Raw genomic sequence first — 18,681 nt, forward strand, 5'->3', positions numbered from 1 at the left:
GCCGGAATTGTCAGCGGCTTCGGCGCAAAGGGGCCAGGATGGCGGGGTATGACTGGGCGGTAACTCATCCTCTGGCTGTGCTTTTCAGATGAACCCTATCTGAAATACGGCAACATGCTAACCAACCTGTGCCTGGATATCAATCCCATAACTGTTTTAATCCTACCGTCTTCAGCCCGGTATATAAGGGCGGGTGTTCCTGTTACACCCAATGACCTAACAACAAGAAGATTATCATGAAGCTTGATTCTCGTCGACGCGCTGGCTGGCACTGTCGGCAGGGTGCTAGTATTTTCGCTACGAAAAGCATCACCAACGATGTTTTCAAAGTGCTGCAACGCAAACAGTGGATGTGGGGCCTGCAACCATGCCGCCGCTTCCCCCAGGCTTCCAGGAGTCAGGATCGCTACTGGTATATACCTCACGGTTAGTTTCCCGGACTCAATCAGGGGGATCTCATTTTCGTATAGTACATGACAATATGGACAATTCGGATCCTGAACATCATATATAACCGGGCCATGCGTTCCATCCTGGATATAGGTAACACGATGCCGGAGTATTTGCGTCCATAATCTATTTGCTTTGCCGCCACTATGCGGCGCATCACCGGCCATGGCAACGCTCATGCTCATCAAACACAACACACAGAACATCAGCAATGAGTTCATGATATTCCGGATACCGCTATAATTCGTCATCACAAATATCCGGCATGACTGACAACATCACAATATTGCATATCAAAGACCGCTCCACATCATTTGCCTAGTCCACGTCGAGCGTTACAGAACCATGGCGAACGCTGGCATGGGCTCTACCTGCCATCGCCGTTGAAACGGCACAAACGCCCGGAACTGGCAGGATAAATTTCCGATATTCTTATCCATCTCTCATGGTCGGCCATCTGAATCTTGACGATTGGTCGTCTTATTTTTACCACCATACCGCACTGGGACATATCACCGATTTTGAGATGCTCACGAAACCTCACCGTTTCAGCGAAACCATTTCCTTCAGGGCGGGGCGTTTCTGTTTTTTGTGTATCAATAACCTGATGTGCATGATCGGTTATCTTGTTAGACTGGTTTACAGCAATCGGCGTTTTTTTTGCTGGTATGGCGGAGATTTTTTGGAGATCCTGCTGCGATGCGAGCCCCTCATAATAACTAGCCTGGCCCTTGTCCTCAGACATTGCGCATCCGGAGAGCAGTTGCACAACAACAAGCGCCATGATTACTTCAGCTATCCTTACCATTTTAATTTCCTTATAATGCAATAGTTATATGTTACCAAGGACGGTATTCCGTATTTCTTCGAGCCAGACTTTACACTAATAATCTAGATATTTTCCGGCAATCCTCTTGCCCGGCCAGATTCGGCAGATGGCGCCGTCACCGAAACCAACCTTACGGCACTCGCAACTGCTGCGCAAGCAGCCCCACGGAGCCCCCCATCGCGGCGTTTCCGGACCCAGCCTTAAAACCCCTGCCGCGGGTCATGACACCCCCACGCAGCACGCCCGGCAACTTGATAGCCCATGGCCAGAGCATGGTGATGCGAATCGGAACATGACACACCCCGCTACATCTCCCCTGTTGCATATGTATAAGCGAGATCTTGCTATACTTCAAGTGAATCGCTGGCATACATAAGCATGATCATATCATTTACGAAGAACAACAGTAAATCATGTAGCGCCAATACAGGTTTCCGTGATCCACTTCGGGGATCACCCTTGGAGGCATTTCTGCCTGGATATAAAAAAGCCGGGGTAAATCCGCCCGGCAATCAAGGAGAAGGTACTACACGACAACGCTAAATAAAACGAGGTTCTTTATCCGTGATCTGGACGCCCGACTTGGGCAATCATTCGATATAATCATATAAATGCAGAATTCGTTCCCATTTTACTAGGAAAAAGTGACATGCAAGCGTACGATGCCGACCAGCGCATTTGGATATACTGCACTGGGGTGAACGACATACTGAAGGTCTGTTTGTAGATATAAACGACGGACTATCCGCGCCGAATAATAGCCCTCAAAGTCTGTCTCCGCATTATAAGGAGCGCCCCTCAACCATGCCCGGGCCATGCCGATACCAGCACTATCGCGCGGGCGCACCGCCCAGAAGTGTTTCAGGCGCAACCCGGCACCCATATACCAAGGCAGACTATTCACCGGATTAGGCGCAGCTTCAAACTCCAAAAAGCTGCCCCAATCGATACCGTCCATCTCCCAGCGGTATTCTCCCGTGGTATACATACCACTGGCGTCATTACCCAGCGTTGCCTGATACTGTGGCAACTGGCGGTTACGCCACCCGCCCACTTTCACCGTATATTTTCCATCACCCAGAGAACCACTCTTGTCGGCCTCCAGCCAGATCATGTCTCCACGATGCGTAGGATCCCTGAAAGGATGAATGGCATCTCCCTCGAAAATGCCGACCATTCCCGTCCAGCCGTCAGCGCTATAGCTCCCCATCACCCCAAGGCTGGAAAATGGGTAAGAAGAAGCTCCTGGAACATTGATTCCCATAGCGGACCCAAACCCATAAGAAACATTCAGAAAATTACTCGCTACACCGGTGGAATCGAAATAATCATTGGCACTGATGAGTCCCGCCCTCAATGTGGCATTATCTATATTTTGCCGGTAGTACAGTTGATAGAGTGCGCCCCGGTTAAGTCCGGTAAAGGCGTTAACCCCTTGGGTATCGCCCACGTAGTTCTCCGGGTTGCCATTCTGAATGGCCAGAAACTGTGCGACCAATCGCCCGCCGGTCCACCAGCCGGCGCGACTGGTATTGAAGGCAAAACCGGCCCTAGCCGTAGCATTACCCACGGCACCCGGGGCGATTCCTCCGGAGAAATTGTCGATACCCTCCAGACTGAGGTGCAGATTCCAGGACACCGCCGAGCTCAGATAGTTCGCCTCGGCTATCGATGGCAATGCCGACAGGCAGCTTAAAATAAGTGCTGCCAGGCAAGCCGGACGACATGCGCGATATCGGTTATATAAATCACTCATGCGCCGTCCCCATCACTGGCCAATGGCTACCAAGGTCCCGCCGATGGTGCCGACATAGACGCTATCGCCCTTGGGGACGGGGCTGGTGACCACATTCTTGCTATGATAGGTCCACACCAAGCCTCCGCTCTGTGCATTGAATGCCATGATTTTGTGATCATTTACTTTAAGTACAGCGTCACCTTTCCAAAGTGCCGGTTGTGACTTGGGAATACCATGCAACTCGCTGCGCCAAAGTACTTCTCCGGTTGTTGCGGAAAGGCCCAGTATATTTCCGTCCTGCGACGCAACAACCACGATTTGCTTGGCCATGACCGGAGCGTAGGCCGTGTAGTCCGCCATCCGGGTATACCATAGTTGCTTCCCGGTTTTAGCGGAGAGGGCATAAACGCCACGATCCCCAGCCCCTGACGCAATAAAGGCACTGTCATGCCAGATGAGTGCGGTGGTACTAATGGGTCCGTTGGTCGTAAAATTCCATAACGATGTGCCGGTCGTTGTCGAGTACGCATGTACGGTACCACCCCGATTTCCGATGATCACTTCATGCTTCCAAACGGCGGGTTGCGCCACAAAGCCATAACCAGTCTTCTGTTGCCAACGAATTTTCCCGGTTTTATCGAAGAGCCCATAAACACTATGATCGGCAGAACCAAAAATGACGGTATGATCCACCACTACCGGTGCCGTCAATTTGGCACCATCTCCCGTAAATGCCCATAACCGGCGGTTCGGAATATTTCCGACTGGGTAAAAGGCATATAGACTATGACCATCCGTCTGTGCGAAAAGCAAATGATGCTCGTAATGTGTGAGATGGCTACACATGCACTCCGGAGGCTCATGTCGGGTGTAGTCCCATATCAACTTGCCAGTTTTGGCCTCGATCGCCCGTAGATAATGGGTGCTGCCCACGTCAGACGCAACCCAAACCTGTCCATGACCCACGGTTAGGGGCATTAGAATTGTCCCACCGGTCGTAAATTGCCAAAGAATTTTCCCATTTTTCGCCGAGAAGACATTGGGGCCCTTGGATTGAGCCGTATCGAAATAAACTACGCCATCGGCTACCCGAGGTGAGTTGTAGATCGGCGCATGGACATCCACCGACCACTGCACCGGCACACCGGCCATGGCCGTCGACACCGCCACTGACGAAAAGATCATCGTTGCCAAAACGATATTAAGTCTAAACCGCATGGGAATACCTCCTTAGGGGTTGTATGCGCGCTAGTAACAACTATTTCTATCATGTAATTCGTAGGAATATTACACGCTATGCAGCCCGTATTACCTGCGACAAATTGTCGCACCGGCGCGCAGGATTTATATGTCATAATATTTAAGATTATCGGAATACGCTAAATAAACATTCCGCTCTCCTCGCAGGCGTCTCTGGCTCCACGCATCATTGAGCCACACGCGCCTTGTTCGGTTACGGAATTTGAGCAGGTGGTTTGGTTTGACCGAACGGCCAAGAACAATGCATTGATCAAATCACTGTAGAAAATGATAATATAGCTCAGTAGCCGTAACCCAAGGGAAGCAACGATGCCGCAACGTAAAAGCCGTCGCCGGATTACACTGACAGTGGCAGCATTCCAGCCACCCCTGAGGCATTGCCTACGGCGCTGACGAACTCCGCGAGCAGTGGTACCACGCTCCCCTTGGTCAACCTGTCCCGCGCCCTGCCCGGCTTGGGGAACGATGCGGAGACTTATGCCAGCAATCTGGAGTCCTCCAAGCTGGGGCACCGCTTCCGTGCGGCAGGCCGGGCCAACGACCAGGCGATTCGCGCGGCCCTGAAAGCTGGCGACACGGCCAAGGCCGCACGCCTCCAGACCCAGCACGAAGCATGGAAAAAGCAGCAACGTACCCATGCCCTGGACACAGCGGAAAAGGCATACGCCGCGGGCGACTGGTCATCGGCTGTCGCCGACTACCAGCAACGTATCGGCCTTGGCCATAATGGTAATCCGCAGATCTGGTGGCACCTGGCCAACGCCATCCGCAACAATGGCGCGCCCTTCGAGAAAGACATCGCGTACTCCGCCTATCTCGCTTATGAGCGCACCATTCAGCAGCACAAAGCCGATGTCGCCATACTCCTTCCCGCCCTGAATCTCTTGCGGCAAACTCTGGCGGCGCGCGGTAATCACCTGGCTGAAATTCATCTTCTGGAGGCCATGTATCGCGCTTATCCCGCAGATACGCGGATTGCTGCCGATTTGAAAAAAACGGTGATGACCTACGGCTTCCAGGTGCAGAGCGTCACCCCGGATGCCAACCAGTTTCCAACCCGCACCTGCGTGAAATTTACCGCCCCGCTCTCCGATGCACCGGATTTTCATGCCAGTAACTGGGTAACCTTCTCCCCCGCCCGGCCCCATGCGGCGGTGGTCCGCGAAAACGGCGGCATCTGCGTCACCGGTCTGCCTGCGGGCAGCAGCACGCAGATGCATATCCGGGCAGGCCTGCCCGCCATTGCCGGAGCGGTCATGACGGCGGCGAAAAGCATTACGTTAACCCTGCCCAATCGCTCGCCCAGCATTATCTCCGATACCGGACGCTTTATCATTCCGGCATCACTGCCACCGGCGGTGGGCTTTTCCAGCGTCAATATTTCACGGGTCAAACTACAGATCAACCGGGTGCCGGAACGCACCCTGCTGGAGATCGCCGCACCCCCACCGGGCGCACAACTGACCGCCGGTGAGCCGGTCAGTATTCGCGTGCTCGGCGGCAGCCGACCTTTTCATTTTCTGGTCGATGGCCGCCCCATTCCGTCCAACCCGGCCTTGAGAAGTGTGCGCTGGACGCCCTCTGTGGCGGGCTTTTATCATCTCAGCATTCTCGACGCCAACGGCAAGCTGGTGAAGCGGGCGTTGCGGGCAGTACCGCCGATCAGCGCGGGAAATGTGGAGTGGGGCAGCACTACCGTTGCGCAGAAGTAGAAAACTCAAAACACCCGCCAGTCAGAACCGCTCCAGGCGACTTCGGACGGCCCTCGCCAAAGGGCGCGTGTCCGTCTCTGCCGATAGCACCAGCATCAGGAGCGCATCCGCTCCCACGGGCACAAAAAGTGCCGTATATCTGTCACAGCGAATGCTGATCTCCTGTGCCGGACATTCGGCAAGACCAGAGCTGATATGCTCTGCAAGACGCATAATGGCAGCCCCGGCGATACCGATAAGATGCTGGTCCACTATTGTTTCTCCCTCCTGAAAAATCACCGCCCCTTCGTTGGAAATCAGCGCGGCACCTTGTATTTCTGGCGATATGGCGCCGAGTTGTGCGTAGAGATCGTCAAACATGTCCTGATTCAAGATACCCATCTTTCGATGCACCTCTTTCAGAGATACTCGGGAATAGGAAACTGAAAGTCCTTCTGGGTCAACAGATCAGGCCCCGATTCCAGCCCCTCGAACCAGTCGAGGAAAGCCAGGACCGTCTCCCGCCCCTTGAAGGAAGCGCCGTGTTGCGGCACGATCCATTCGATGTCCATGCCCCGCGCCATATTGGTCCAGAGCCTGCAGACTTTCTGGCCACCCATATAACGACGGTGGAAGCCATCCATGGAGGTTGCCGCACGATGTGCCGCAAACGCTTCCGCACCTTCAATTACCTTGGAAGCATCATGCCCACTGACCAGGTTAGCGCCCAGATCTCCGGAGAACAGAATCTTGCTCACCGGATCGTAAACCTGGAAATTGCCCACCGAATGCATGTAATGCGCGGGCACGATAAAGAGTTCCTGCCCCGCCAGATTGACCCTCATGCCCTGCGGCGGAATACCGATAACTCGCCCGGCGGTCATCCCCTTGGAGCAGAAGTGCGGCAGGAAACGGGTCCATTCATTGGCGATGAGGATCTTCGCGTCGGTGATCAGCAGCCAGCCGTTGGCAGAGGCGACGATATCCGGATCCTCATGAGAGGCAAATACATAATCGAGATGCGCCGGCAGGAAATAGCTCGCCATTTCCGCCAGCAGATTCTTGTAGGTGAGGTTACCGCCCGGGTCGAGCAGCATCCCTTCGCCATTGTTGACGATGAGGAACTGATTGGCCTGAATCCCCTCGCCTTCCACCAAGTCGGTGAAGGCGATGCATTTATGCGTTCCGTTGTCATAGAGCAACTGGGACATTATGAACTCCTGATGGAAGTGGCATCGGCCAACATTTGTGCAGCCCGATAGAATGTTAAAATACCCAAATCAAATATTATAGCAGTTTGCTATTTCTTTTAAACGCCCCTACGAATGGCTGATCTGTGAGCACACGGAGAAGTCAGTTCAGACGCCGCTGCATGACGATACCCAGGCCGAGCCCCATGGCAGCCAGCATCAGGGTCAGTACGATGCCGTAGAGCCAGCCATCCTGGCTGACGAAACGCGCGATCCAGGCCTGAAAGCCGGTCTGCTGTACCTCGATATGTTGTTCCTGCCTAGCCACCACCTGATCGTGACGGACCAGGAAAGTATCCAGGGTATAGCGCCCCAAAGGCAGAGAAGCCGGCAGGGCCATACGAGCCGAAAAAAGTTGTCCACCCTCAATATGCACCCCTTGCGACTGCACCACATAGTCACGACGGCGCAGTTTGTTCTTCAGAAAAGCCTGCTGCCACGCAGCCACGTCCGCCGGCTCCGGCTGATAGCTGGCCTGCCGGGACAGATGGTCGGGGTCCAGACCCAGCAACTGCCGGGTCGCCAAGGGCAGCAACTGGTCTACAGGCGCTGAGGAGAGCATCTCCCAGATACCGGGGGCACCTGTCACCGTCACCCTGGCGCCGGTCAGCCAGATGGGCCCAGTCCGGGTTTTGCGTAACATGGCCTCGGTAGCCGCGGGAGAGTGCAGCAGGACAATCACCTGCCCCGGTTGGGAGAGAGCACCGTAAACCAGTAGTTCCCGCCCTGTAAAATGGCTGGTGACCTTCACCACGTCGTTACTGGTGCCGACCACCAGAGGCTCCGCCGCCAGCACGGGTGTCATCCATACCGTCATCAACGCGGCGAGACCCATGAGGCAAAGCTTTACCAGACGCATCTAAACCACTCGTGCCATGCTGTAGAGGTGCTCGGGCGGAATCACCAGCCCCAGACCCATCTTGATGGCGACGCCCAAAACCACCAGCGCCAGCACCAGACGCAACTGCTCCCCACGCATCAGCGCCCCCAGCCTGGCACCGAACTGTGTCCCGAATATGGAGCCCAGCACCAGCGCCAGGACCAGGTAAGGATCAACGGCGTGGTTCATGCCGGCCTGCAAAATGCCCACTTCCGCGCTGGTAAACAGCAACTGAAATAGCGAAGTCCCTACCACCACCCTGGTCGGCATCTTGAGCAGATACAGCATGATCGGGACCATGACGAAACCGCCGCCCACCCCCATCAGCGACGCCATGATTCCCACCGCGAAACCCAGCAGTACAGGTGCCAGAATGGAGAGGCGCAGTCCGGAAACAGGGAATTCCATCCGCCAGGGCAATCGATCCAGCCAGGAAATCCCTGCCTGCACTTTCTTTTTGTTTTTACCGGGATGATGGCCCCAACGCATGGCGAGGGTCGACTCCACGAGCATGGAGATGCCGATAAATCCCAGCAGGCCGACGTAAAGGAAGGTGACCACTAGTCCAAAATACCCGGACGCATCCAGGATACGCGCCACATGCACACCCAGCAGTCCACCCATCCAGCTCCCCGCGAGGAGGATGAAGGCCATGCGCATGTCTACATTACCCATACGCCAGTGCGCATAACTCCCGACAGCCGACGCCCCAACGATTTGCGCCGCGCCGGTGCCCACTGCCACGAGGGGTGGCACACCGACAAAAATCAACAGCGGAGTGATCAGAAACCCGCCTCCGACCCCCGTCAACCCGGAGAGAAAGCCGACGATCAGACCAAAGCCGATGATCAGCCAGATATTCACCGCCATATGAGCGACCGGGAGGAAAAGCTCCAACTTACGCGTCTCCGGGGGATCTGACAGAAACCATCACGCCGGCACAGATCTGATCCATCGGGGTATCGGGCGGAACCATCAGGACCGGCACCTTCAGCGTCAGGCTCAGTCTGGCGCCCAGGCCACCGAGCAAATGCGGCAGACCAAGGGGCCTGCTCTCGGTGCCATAGCCACGCTGGCCCACCACCACCATGATGATATGCGGATCCTGTTCGACCAGCCTGGGGATTTCCACCTCGGGAGCACCTTCGACCAGATAGTATTCCGGCAGGAGAATTCCACAGTGTTCCTGTATGCGCTCTGCGACACCTCGCAGATTTTCTTCCGCCTCGATGCGGGCATCCGCCAGCAGCCGGTTTTTGAGATCACTGGAAAAAAGCCCACCGCCAAACCCCAGGGGCACCGTCGGCACCTGCAAGGTCGTCACCAGACCCAAATGACCACCCAGCAGGTGGGTAAAGCGCGCAGCCACCGCTGCGGCCAGCAGGGCATTTTCCGAACCATCCACGGCCGCCAGTATCACATGCTCGGACATAGCCGCCTTTCCATACTGAGGAGTCCCGGAAATATTAGATTATCCGCATAGGTCTGTCGAGGACGGCGTTGTCCGCAGCGCACTTGCATCGCAATGGAGGCTCTTTTACAATGGTCTCATTCCGCCGGTGCGTGCGTTTGCACGGGCGTGAGCAAAACGCTCCCTCCATCAGGAGGTTTGGGTACGACAGGTCTCCTGATCGTACCTTTTTTAGTTTGGACTGCCACTTTTTCGGAGGCCGTGGGATTTATGGGTGAGATTACAAGGGCGCTCATCAGCGTTTCCGACAAGCGTGGCATTGTGGAATTTGCCCGGCGGTTGCAGGATTTTGGGGTGGAGATACTCTCTACCGGCGGTACCGCCAAAGCCCTGATGGCCGATGGTGTCGCGGTGCAGGAAGTGGGGGACTATACCGGTTTCCCGGAACTGCTGGAGGGCCGCCTCAAAACCCTGCACCCCAAAATCCACGGCGGGCTGCTGGCGAAGCGCGACGACAGCAGCCACACCCGGCAAATGGCCGAGTACGGCATCCCCGCCATCGATCTCCTCTGCGTCAATCTTTATCCCTTCGCCGAGACCATCGCCAGCGCCGATTGCACACTGGAAGAAGCCATCGAAAACATCGATATCGGCGGTCCGACCATGCTCCGTGCGGCAGCGAAGAACTGGGAGGGCGTCACCGTCCTCGTCGACCCCAATGATTATGCCGCCGTACTACAGGAGATGGAACAGAGTTACGGCGGCGTCGGCGCCAGTACCCGCTTCCGCCTGGCCACCAAAGTCTTCGCCCACACGGCGCGCTATGACGGAGCCATCGCCAACTATCTCTCCAGCCTGGGCCCCGATGGCAACCGGACAACCTTCCCGCAGACTCTGTCCCTGCAATTTAAGAAAGCGCAGGATCTGCGCTACGGCGAAAATCCCCATCAGGCCGCCGCCTTCTACCGCGATGGCAGCGGCGGCGGACTGGCGGACGCCCATCAGTTGCAGGGCAAGGAACTGTCTTACAACAATATCGGGGACGGTGACGCCGCCGTCGCGCTGGTGATGGAATTTGCCGAACCCGCCTGTTGCGTGGTGAAGCACGGCAATCCCTGCGGCGTGGCCGTGGGACCGGATCTGCTCGGTGCCTATCAGCGCGCATGGGCCGGCGATCCGATATCCGCCTTCGGCGGCATCGTCGCCTGTAACCGGCCGCTGGATGCACAGACTGCCGAACTCATTAGCGGCCAGTTCATCGAGATGGTACTGGCGCCCGCCATTTTACCCGATGCCCGGCCCATTCTGGCCAAAAAGAAAAATCTGCGGGTGCTCGCCTTTGACGATGGCCGCGCCTGGCGGCGGACAGGCTGGGATTACAAGCGCGTGCGGGGAGGCTTGTTGGTACAGAACTTTGATCAGGCCATGGAAGCGGAAGCGGACTGGAAAGTGGTCTCCGAACGCGCACCGACGGCACAGGAAGCCCGTGATCTCGCCTTTGTCTGGCGGGTTGGTAAATACGTGCGCTCCAACGCCATTGTCTATGGCCGCGAAGGCCAGACCATCGGCATCGGTGCGGGGCAGACGAGCCGGGTGGATGCGGCCAGATGCGGGGTAGCCAAGGCCCTGGAACTGGGCTTCGATCTGCACGGTGCGGCGCTGGCTTCTGACGCTTTCTTCCCTTTCCGCGATGGGGTCGATGCGGCGGCGGCGGCGGGCGTAAAGGCGATCATCCAACCCGGCGGCTCCATCCGTGATGAAGAAGTCATCGCCAGCGTCAATGAACACGGCATCGCCATGGTTTTCACCGGTGTGCGCCATTTCCGGCATGGTTGAGGAGAAAACGCAGATGGGCGCGAAAGTCATGATCCTCGGCGGTGGCGGACGCGAACATGCCGTCGCCTGGAAGCTGGCCCAGTCGGCGGAGGTCGCGACAGTCTACTGTGTGCCCGGCAATCCCGGTACGGCGGCCGAGGCCAAAGTCCACAATCTGGCCCTGAAGCCGACGGATGCCGACCAGGTGATCGCCGCCGCCCGTGGGTTGAACGTCACGCTGGTGGTCATCGGCCCCGAAGCCCCTCTGGTGGCGGGTGTAGGTGATGCGCTGCGCCGGGCTGGTATTCCCGTCTTTGGTCCCAACGCCGCCGGAGCGATGCTGGAGGGTAGCAAGGCCCACGCCAAAGCCTTCATGGCGCGGCACGGTATCCCTACCGCCCGTTACGGACGTTTTGACGATACCGACGCGGCCCTCGGTTACCTGCGTGACCAACCGTTGCCGATCGTGGTCAAAGCCGATGGCCTCGCCGCCGGCAAAGGAGTCGTCGTGGCTGCGGAGCGCGCCGAAGCGGAGGCCGCCGTGCACCAGTTCCTGAAATGGGGTTCTATCGTCATCGAAGAGTTTCTGGAGGGGGAGGAAGCCAGCTTCATCGCCATCGTGGTGGACGGTCAGGTCTTGCCGCTGGCGGGGTCGCAAGACCACAAGCGTCTGCTGGACGGCGATCAGGGTCCCAATACCGGCGGCATGGGTGCCTATTCCCCCACCCCCATCCTCGACACCGCCATGAGCGAGCGGGTGTTGCGCGAAGTGATGCGCCCGGCAGCGCAAGGATTGATGACAGATCGCACGCCCTACTGCGGGTTTCTCTATGCCGGTCTGATGATCGGCCCCGCCGGACCCAAGGTGCTGGAATTCAACTGCCGACTGGGCGATCCCGAGACGCAGCCGCTGATGATGCGCTTGCGGTCCGACCTCTATACGCTTCTGCTGACCGCGGCCCGCGGCGATCCGCTGCCGACGGCTCTCGACTGGGACAGTCGCGCTGCACTCTGCGTCGTACTGGCTGCCGCGGGTTATCCCGATCATCCGCAGACGGGAGACCCCATCTGCGGTCTCGACGAGACGCAGGGGGATACCGTCAAAATCTTTCATGCCGGGACGGAGGCGCGCGACGGCACCGTCGTCACCGCGGGTGGGCGGGTGCTAGGCGTCACGGCATTGGGAGAAAATCTGGCGATCGCGCAACGACGTACCTATGCCGCCGTCGCCGATATCCACTGGCCGGGCTTGCAGTACCGGCACGACATCGGCCACCGCGGCCTGCGGCGTGCCTGACGCCGTTTCCGGCTGATGCTGCCCCGCCATCCGCGTCGTCAGGATATTCGCCGAGGGGTTGCGCATATACGGCGCGGCGGGGTCATCGCCTATCCCACGGAAGGGGTCTGGGGGCTGGGCTGTGACCCGCGTCGGCGCCGCGCCCTGCACCGAATTCTAGCCCTAAAGGGGCGACCACGGCATAAAGGCGTTCTTCTGGTGGCAGGTCGGACAGCCGAAACCCGGCGTTACTGGTCTGCGCAAGATGATACAGATCAGGCGCTGCTGGCGCGATTCTGGCCCGGTACGACGCTGGTGCTCCCGGCCACGCCCCGGGTCCCCTTCTGGATACGCGGACGCCATACGGGCGTTGCGGTGCGGATCAGTAGCCATTCCGCCATCGTCGCGTTGTCGCGGGTCTTCGGCGGCGCCATGGTCTCCACCAGCGCCAATCCGGCGGGGAGACAACCGGCCCGTGACCTGCGCACCTTATACCGCTATTTTGGTCGCTCTCTGTGGGTACTGCCGGCACGGTTGGGGCAGCAACAGCATCCCAGCCGCATTGTCGATGCCCGCAGCGGTCGTGTCTTACGGGAGTAAAATCATGCAACAACCACCCCTGGATGAAATGGAAAACTTTCTCCGCGGCTTGCAGGATCGCATCTGCAACGCCCTGGAAGAAGCAGACGGCGCGGCGAAATTCCGCGAAGATCTTTGGGAACGGCCCGGCGGTGGCGGCGGGCGAACCCGGGTTATTGCCGACGGCGCTTTGCTGGAAAAAGGCGGGGTCAACTTCTCCAAAGTCCATGGCGACCGGCTTCCCCCCTCAGCTACCGCACATCGCCCTGAACTGGCGGGACAGACCTTCACCGCCCTTGGCATCTCTCTGGTACTGCATTCCCGTAACCCCTACGTCCCCATCGTTCACATGAACTACCGATTTTTCTCGGCGGGACCCGTGTGGTGGTTCGGCGGCGGCGCCGACCTGACGCCCATCTACGGCTTTGAGGAAGACGCCCGGCATTTCCATGGCGTCCTCAAAACCGCCTGTGACCGTCACGACCCGGGCTTTTATCCGCGCTTCAAAGCCTGGTGCGACGATTATTTCACCATCACGCACCGTCAGGAAATGCGCGGTATCGGTGGCATCTTTTTCGATGATCTCCATGGTGATGCCAGCCTCCTACGGGCCTTCTGGGAGGATATGGCTAACAGCTTCCTCGACAGCTATCTGCCCATCGTCGCCCGGCGCCGGGACCTAGCCTACGGTGAACGCGAGCGCCAATTTCAACTCCTGCGCCGGGGGCGCTATGTGGAATTCAACCTCGTCTATGACCGCGGCACCCTCTTCGGCCTGCAATCCGGCGGGCGCACCGAAAGTATCCTGATGTCCCTGCCGCCCCTGGCGGCCTGGGCCTACGACTGGCAGGGCGAAGCCGGTAGCCCCGAAACCCGCCTCAAGGAAGACTTCCTCACACCCAGGGATTGGGCATGAGCTACGGCCTGCTGCGCCCTCTGCTTTTTACGCTGGACCCGGAGCGCGCCCACACCCTGAGCATCGCGGCGCTGGAAGCACTGGGACACATGCCACGCGGCCTCGCCCGTGTGGCCCGGCGCTACACCCTCCATGACCCGCGTCTGGCGCAGGACTTTTGGGGCCTGCATTTTGCCAATCCCGTCGGTCTCGCCGCCGGCTATGACAAGGATGCCCGCGCCGCAGTCGCCCTCCCCGCTCTCGGCTTCGGCTTCATCGAAATCGGCACAGTGACCCCGCGCCCGCAGCCCGGCAATCTGCACCCCCGGGTCTTTCGTTATCCGGCACAGCAGGCGGTCATCAACCGTATGGGTTTCCCCGGTGAAGGGGCTGCGGCAGTTGCCCGAAGACTGGCGGCGTTACCTGGCCATCCGGTGCCTATCGGCATCAATCTCGGCAAAAACAAGGACACCCCGCTGGAGCGAGCGCAGGACGACTATATTGCCGCGCTGGAACTGCTTTTCCCCTATGGCGATTATCTCTGTGTGAACGTGAGCTCGCCCAACACGCCGGGTTTGCGCTTGCTGCAAGGTGAGGAAGCCTTACGGGGACTGCTCAATGCCGTCGCCGCAGCCAACCAGCGTCTGGCCCTACAACATCAGCGCCCGCCCCTGCCACTGCTCCTCAAAATTGCACCGGATCTGGACAACGATAATCTCGACGCCATCGCTAGTCTGGCCTTAGGCACGGCCCCTCTGGTGCATGGTTTTATCGCCACCAATACCACTATAGAACGCCTGGCCTCTCAACCCGGACTCTCCGAAAGCGGGGGCCTGAGCGGTGCACCATTGCTGGAGCAATCCAATGCCGTCATCGCGCAACTCTATCGTGCGACCCAGGGACAGGTACCCATCATTGGCGTCGGCGGCATTCTGAGCGCGGCAGATGCCTATGCCAAGATCCGGGCGGGAGCCAGTCTATTGCAGGTCTATAGCGGGCTGATTTTCCGCGGGCCCGGGCTGGTACGGGAGATTCTGGAAGATCTGCCGGGGCTTTGGTTAAGGGATGGTTATCCCGATCTTGCGCATGCGCGGGGTAGTACCGCCTGATATCCTCTCCGCCACCGCATCCAGACAGATCTTATAGAGATTTTCCGCTTGCTGAAAATCCATGGACATGTTAAACCGCTAAAAACAGGTTTCATGAGACATCAATGAATAACAACTGTTATCGGGGCCGGTTATTCCCAATTATACAAAGAGTATTTTCCATGGCTCATAAAATCCATATCATCGGTTTCATAATGCGCACTGCAGGCCTCCTGGTTATTTTCGGATCACTGGCGAGCTGTGCTGCCGTCTCCGATACCACATCGGCGACCGGGGATATGGTCAGTGCCGGGGCGTCCCTGATCCCCTGAGCAACCCGGTGACTGTAAGGCTGCCGGATAATCTGCAGATACCAATCAGACTTTAGAACTTGGCCGCCACGCTGGCACCGACAAAAACCGGTGTACTCGCCTGCGCGGCAACGAAGTTTCCGCCATATTTTGTGCTCCGCAACCGCGCAGTATTGCAGCACCAGAATATGACATTATTAATAAGTTTTAACAATAAAATTGTGACAAATGACGCTATTATTTGGAAGCGTCATAGATGACCACGGGATCACAATGTAAGGAAATCGAAATGGCACATTCAAAGTCGTTATATTCTTTCCGTATGGCGCAAAAAGCAGAAATGACTGCCCTTTGCGCGCTCATCAATAGTGTATATCGAGGCGAAGCTGCCAAAGGTGGGTGGACTACAGAAGCAGAGTTGCTGGGCGGCCAGCGCTGTGACGTGGCGATGCTGGAAAAACTCTCCGACAAACCGGACAGTGGTTTCCTGGTGGCCACGAAAGAAGGCGAGATCATCGCCTGCTGTCATGTACAACTTGCCACAGCGGCGGTCGCCGAGTGCGGAATGCTTTCCGTGACTCCGGCGTGGCAGAATCAGGGCATCGCCAAAGCGCTGCTCCGTACGGCGGAGCAATATTCCCGGGAAACCTGGCAGGCGACGCGCATGCGCCTATGGATCATCAAACAACGTCCGGAACTGGCGGAATATTATCAGCGGCGCGGCTACCGGCTTACCGGCGCTACTCTGCCCTTCCCGGATGATGTCCGCTACGGCATCCCCAGAGTCAACGGGTTGTACCTCCTCGCACTGGAGAAAGTCATCGCGTCCGCCGGGTAAGCATCAGATGCGGAAACCTTGGGGCCGCTGATCCCAGTCAAAAGCCCCCATCAGGTCATACGAGTCGGCGTCGCGTTGGTTGAGGGGTTGCAGACCGAAACGGGTTTCGATGAATTTGAGGATGCTCGCCGTACTGGCGAGGTGGTGATCCACCAACCCTTGCCGCGCCCAGGGGCTGATGAGCAGGGCCGGAATACGGGTGCCAAATCCATAGTCGTCCACCACTTTAGGCGGCAGCGAATCCCAAAAGCCACCACCTTCGTCATAGGTAATGAAGATGGCGGTTTTGTCCCAGGCCGGACCATCCGCAGCGGCGCGCACCAGTTGCTCCACCCATTCCATACCGTAGGCGGGTGCGCAGTCAGCCGGGTGTTCGTCATGGGCGGCACTGGCCCTGACAAAGGAAACACCGGGCAGCTTGCCGGCATGGGCGTCGGCGAGAAAGTCTTCGCTATCGCGCATGTGACCGTTCTTCACATATTCTGGCCAGCGCGGGTAATACTGGAAGGGATTATGGTGGGCCACATACAACTGACCCGTATCGATCACCGCCGAGCCGTCGCCGGGACCAAACGCGGTCTTGAGCGCCCATGGCTTCACCCGGTCCCAATTTTCGTTATACCAGGCCCAGGACACTCTGGCGCCATCCAGACGGTCACCGATATTGTCGTAGGTCTGCGCCTCCGGCGGCGGAGATATCTTCAGCGCCTTCACGGCATCCGCGTTGGTCGGTCCCTGCACCGGCGGCAGGTCGTTGACCAGCACTTTTTGGTGGTCATAGGGCAGATCAAAGAAACGGTGCTCCAGACCCGCTTCCTTCGGATCGAAGGGCGCACAGACCTCCCTGGGTGCGTGGGGATGGATACAGGAACGGGCGGCCGCCAGATAAAGCGCATTACCGGTGCTGCCGCCGCTCATAGCCTGAAAGAAATGATCGAAGAGCGTGTACTGGTGCGCCACCTGATGATAGAAGGGCAAATCTTCGCCAGTATAGTAGCCCAGCACCGGGCCGCTGGGGCGGGCCAGATCGAAGGCGATCTGCTCGGGGCTCATTTTCCGGAATTCGTCCCGCGACAAAAGGGTTTTGCTGCCACCCGCCAGAGCCACGAAGCGATCCATTTTGCCGTTGTGCACTTCCGCCATCATACGAAAAAAGCGATGCGCAGGATCCCAATGCACATTGCCCCTGACCGGAATATAGGGCGCCATGTGAAAAGGCTGGTTCGGCAATTGCACATTCTGAAAACCCGGAATTTCCGCAGGTAACGGAAGATTATCATAAGCGATGCCCGCGGGGTTTTTCTGTAAGCCGAGGAAACGCGGATCCAACTGTCCCTGCCCATCCAGCAGGTTGACGACCTGCTGTCCGTTTTTCGGCTGGAAAGTACCGAAGTAATGATCGAAACTGCGATTTTCCTGAAAGATCACCACCACATGCTCGATCTTCTGACGCAGGAGATGCTCTCCGCTGACGCCTGCCGCACGTGCCACCCCCAGCAGATGCGGAGCAGCGACAACTGCACCACTCCCCAGCCCCAGCCGCTTCAAAAACTGCCGGCGATTCTGTCGCTCCATGAAAAAAACTCCTGATTCCATTAATGATTGGCAAGTATCCGCCCATATAGCCGACGGATACTAGGAAGCGCGTCCTGACAAATGCACCTCTACCGTAAAATTGGTGGCATGCTTCGGCATATCTTTGGAGAAGGGCGGGTACTGTCCTTCTTTCACTGACTTCAATGCCGCCCTATCGATGGGCCCAGCCCCGCTGGATCGGGAAATTTTCGCCCACTGCAATCGACCCGAAGGCGCAAGCCGGAATGTGATGATCGCGGTGCCGCTTAAATGCATCAGGCGGATCGCTTCGGGCACATGGGCATCCGCCTGAACCTGGGCCCGCACCAGGGCTGCGTATTCGGCTAGCGCTGCCTGACGTGCGGCCATGCTGGGCGCGGGCGGCGGCGGTGGCGGTGGGACCACCGGCGGCCTAGGCGGTGCCACCGGTGCGAGAGGCAACGGTGTTTTGGCTATCAGCGGTTTGGGCACAGGCACTTGATGCACCACTGGTTTCGGCAACGGAACGGGACGCGGCAGCGGTTTGGGATGCACCATCGGCTTTGGCGGCGGAGGTACCGGCTTCGGCTTCGGCTTCGGCGGAACCGGCTGTATCATGTGGATTGCAATAATTTTCTTTACGACCGGCTGGGGGGGTGGCGTATTACTTCCCACCCAGATCAATCCGCCCACCAGCAACGCCTCCAATACCGCGCCGACCAACAATGCCCGGCCAAAATGCTCTTTATTCGTATTTAGTGGCGGCGGCGTCCAGGATGGATTACCAACGATTGTATTCACCAATTACCTTCCTTG

At 57.8% G+C, this 18,681-nt stretch carries 19 protein-coding genes; 8 read left to right on the plus strand and 11 right to left on the minus strand.

Translation table 11 applies throughout. From position 1 onward, the window contains the following. Positions 1-95: 95 nt before the first annotated feature. The 4 genes from F6A13_RS09635 to F6A13_RS09650 form a co-directional block, all read right to left on the minus strand. Complete coding sequence (locus tag F6A13_RS09635) at positions 96-701, minus strand: thioredoxin fold domain-containing protein (RefSeq protein ID WP_126604261.1); 606 nt, start codon at positions 699-701, stop codon at positions 96-98. A gap of 116 nt (positions 702-817) precedes the next feature. Beyond that, a complete protein-coding gene (locus F6A13_RS09640) occupies positions 818-1,258 on the minus strand; it encodes a hypothetical protein (RefSeq protein WP_126604262.1) in 441 nt (146 codons plus the stop codon). 655 nt (positions 1,259-1,913) lie between these two features. Then, a complete protein-coding gene (locus tag F6A13_RS09645) occupies positions 1,914-3,035 on the minus strand; it encodes a carbohydrate porin (protein ID WP_126604263.1) in 1,122 nt (373 codons plus the stop codon). Between the two features lie 12 nt (positions 3,036-3,047). Next, positions 3,048-4,235, minus strand: a complete 1,188-nt coding sequence (locus tag F6A13_RS09650) for a PQQ-binding-like beta-propeller repeat protein (protein ID WP_126604264.1) — start codon at positions 4,233-4,235, stop codon at positions 3,048-3,050. A gap of 419 nt (positions 4,236-4,654) precedes the next feature. Here F6A13_RS09650 and F6A13_RS15630 point away from each other — a divergent pair, with 419 nt between their 5' ends. Continuing rightward, positions 4,655-5,989 (plus strand): hypothetical protein, encoded by a 1,335-nt coding sequence (locus tag F6A13_RS15630; RefSeq protein ID WP_225981790.1) that lies wholly within the window; start codon positions 4,655-4,657, stop codon positions 5,987-5,989. A gap of 21 nt (positions 5,990-6,010) precedes the next feature. On the opposite strand, the gene F6A13_RS09660 is transcribed toward F6A13_RS15630, so the two are convergent. From F6A13_RS09660 to F6A13_RS09680, 5 genes are all read right to left on the minus strand, one after another. After that, positions 6,011-6,370: a roadblock/LC7 domain-containing protein gene (locus F6A13_RS09660; protein WP_225981791.1), complete on the minus strand. Its 360-nt coding sequence runs from the start codon at positions 6,368-6,370 to the stop codon at positions 6,011-6,013. A 17-nt stretch (positions 6,371-6,387) separates the two neighbouring features. Further along, on the minus strand, positions 6,388-7,179 hold the full coding sequence (locus F6A13_RS09665) for an MBL fold metallo-hydrolase (RefSeq protein ID WP_113526601.1): 792 nt from the start codon (positions 7,177-7,179) through the stop codon (positions 6,388-6,390). A gap of 142 nt (positions 7,180-7,321) precedes the next feature. Continuing rightward, a complete protein-coding gene (locus tag F6A13_RS09670) occupies positions 7,322-8,077 on the minus strand; it encodes a TIGR02186 family protein (RefSeq protein WP_113526600.1) in 756 nt (251 codons plus the stop codon). Next, positions 8,078-8,995 carry a sulfite exporter TauE/SafE family protein gene (locus F6A13_RS09675; protein WP_113526599.1) on the minus strand — a complete coding sequence of 306 codons (918 nt, stop codon included), beginning with the start codon at positions 8,993-8,995 and terminating at the stop codon, positions 8,078-8,080. Between the two features lies 1 nt (position 8,996). Beyond that, positions 8,997-9,530, minus strand: coding sequence for a universal stress protein (locus F6A13_RS09680; protein WP_113526598.1), 534 nt, complete (start codon positions 9,528-9,530; stop codon positions 8,997-8,999). A 249-nt stretch (positions 9,531-9,779) separates the two neighbouring features. Here F6A13_RS09680 and purH point away from each other — a divergent pair, with 249 nt between their 5' ends. From purH to F6A13_RS09710, 7 genes are all read left to right on the plus strand, one after another. After that, positions 9,780-11,345: a bifunctional phosphoribosylaminoimidazolecarboxamide formyltransferase/IMP cyclohydrolase gene (gene purH / locus F6A13_RS09685; protein ID WP_113526625.1), complete on the plus strand. Its 1,566-nt coding sequence runs from the start codon at positions 9,780-9,782 to the stop codon at positions 11,343-11,345. Between the two features lie 13 nt (positions 11,346-11,358). Continuing rightward, positions 11,359-12,621 (plus strand): phosphoribosylamine--glycine ligase, encoded by a 1,263-nt coding sequence (gene purD / locus F6A13_RS09690; protein ID WP_113526597.1) that lies wholly within the window; start codon positions 11,359-11,361, stop codon positions 12,619-12,621. A 15-nt stretch (positions 12,622-12,636) separates the two neighbouring features. Continuing rightward, positions 12,637-13,200, plus strand: coding sequence for an L-threonylcarbamoyladenylate synthase (locus F6A13_RS09695; RefSeq protein ID WP_126604265.1), 564 nt, complete (start codon positions 12,637-12,639; stop codon positions 13,198-13,200). Positions 13,201-13,204: 4 nt separating this feature from the next. Next, entirely contained in the window at positions 13,205-14,095 is an 891-nt protein-coding gene (gene hemF, locus F6A13_RS09700; protein ID WP_113526595.1) for an oxygen-dependent coproporphyrinogen oxidase, read from the plus strand. Then, entirely contained in the window at positions 14,092-15,183 is a 1,092-nt protein-coding gene (locus tag F6A13_RS09705) for a quinone-dependent dihydroorotate dehydrogenase (protein ID WP_126604266.1), read from the plus strand. The genes hemF and F6A13_RS09705 overlap by 4 nt, the downstream gene beginning before the upstream one ends. Before the next feature lie 161 nt (positions 15,184-15,344). Next, entirely contained in the window at positions 15,345-15,494 is a 150-nt protein-coding gene (locus tag F6A13_RS15405) for a hypothetical protein (RefSeq protein WP_172959317.1), read from the plus strand. A gap of 268 nt (positions 15,495-15,762) precedes the next feature. After that, positions 15,763-16,311: a GNAT family N-acetyltransferase gene (locus F6A13_RS09710; RefSeq protein ID WP_172959318.1), complete on the plus strand. Its 549-nt coding sequence runs from the start codon at positions 15,763-15,765 to the stop codon at positions 16,309-16,311. A 3-nt stretch (positions 16,312-16,314) separates the two neighbouring features. On the opposite strand, the gene F6A13_RS09715 is transcribed toward F6A13_RS09710, so the two are convergent. Beyond that, the gene (locus F6A13_RS09715) at positions 16,315-17,886 is read right to left on the minus strand and encodes an alkaline phosphatase family protein (RefSeq protein ID WP_126604267.1); all 1,572 of its coding nucleotides are present in this window, start codon (positions 17,884-17,886) and stop codon (positions 16,315-16,317) included. Between the two features lie 60 nt (positions 17,887-17,946). Further along, positions 17,947-18,666 carry a TonB family protein gene (locus F6A13_RS09720; RefSeq protein WP_126604268.1) on the minus strand — a complete coding sequence of 240 codons (720 nt, stop codon included), beginning with the start codon at positions 18,664-18,666 and terminating at the stop codon, positions 17,947-17,949. Positions 18,667-18,681: the final 15 nt, after the last annotated feature.

The sequence above is a fragment of the Acidithiobacillus sp. 'AMD consortium' genome, from assembly GCF_008926505.1.
GTDB lineage: Bacteria > Pseudomonadota > Gammaproteobacteria > Acidithiobacillales > Acidithiobacillaceae > Acidithiobacillus > Acidithiobacillus ferridurans.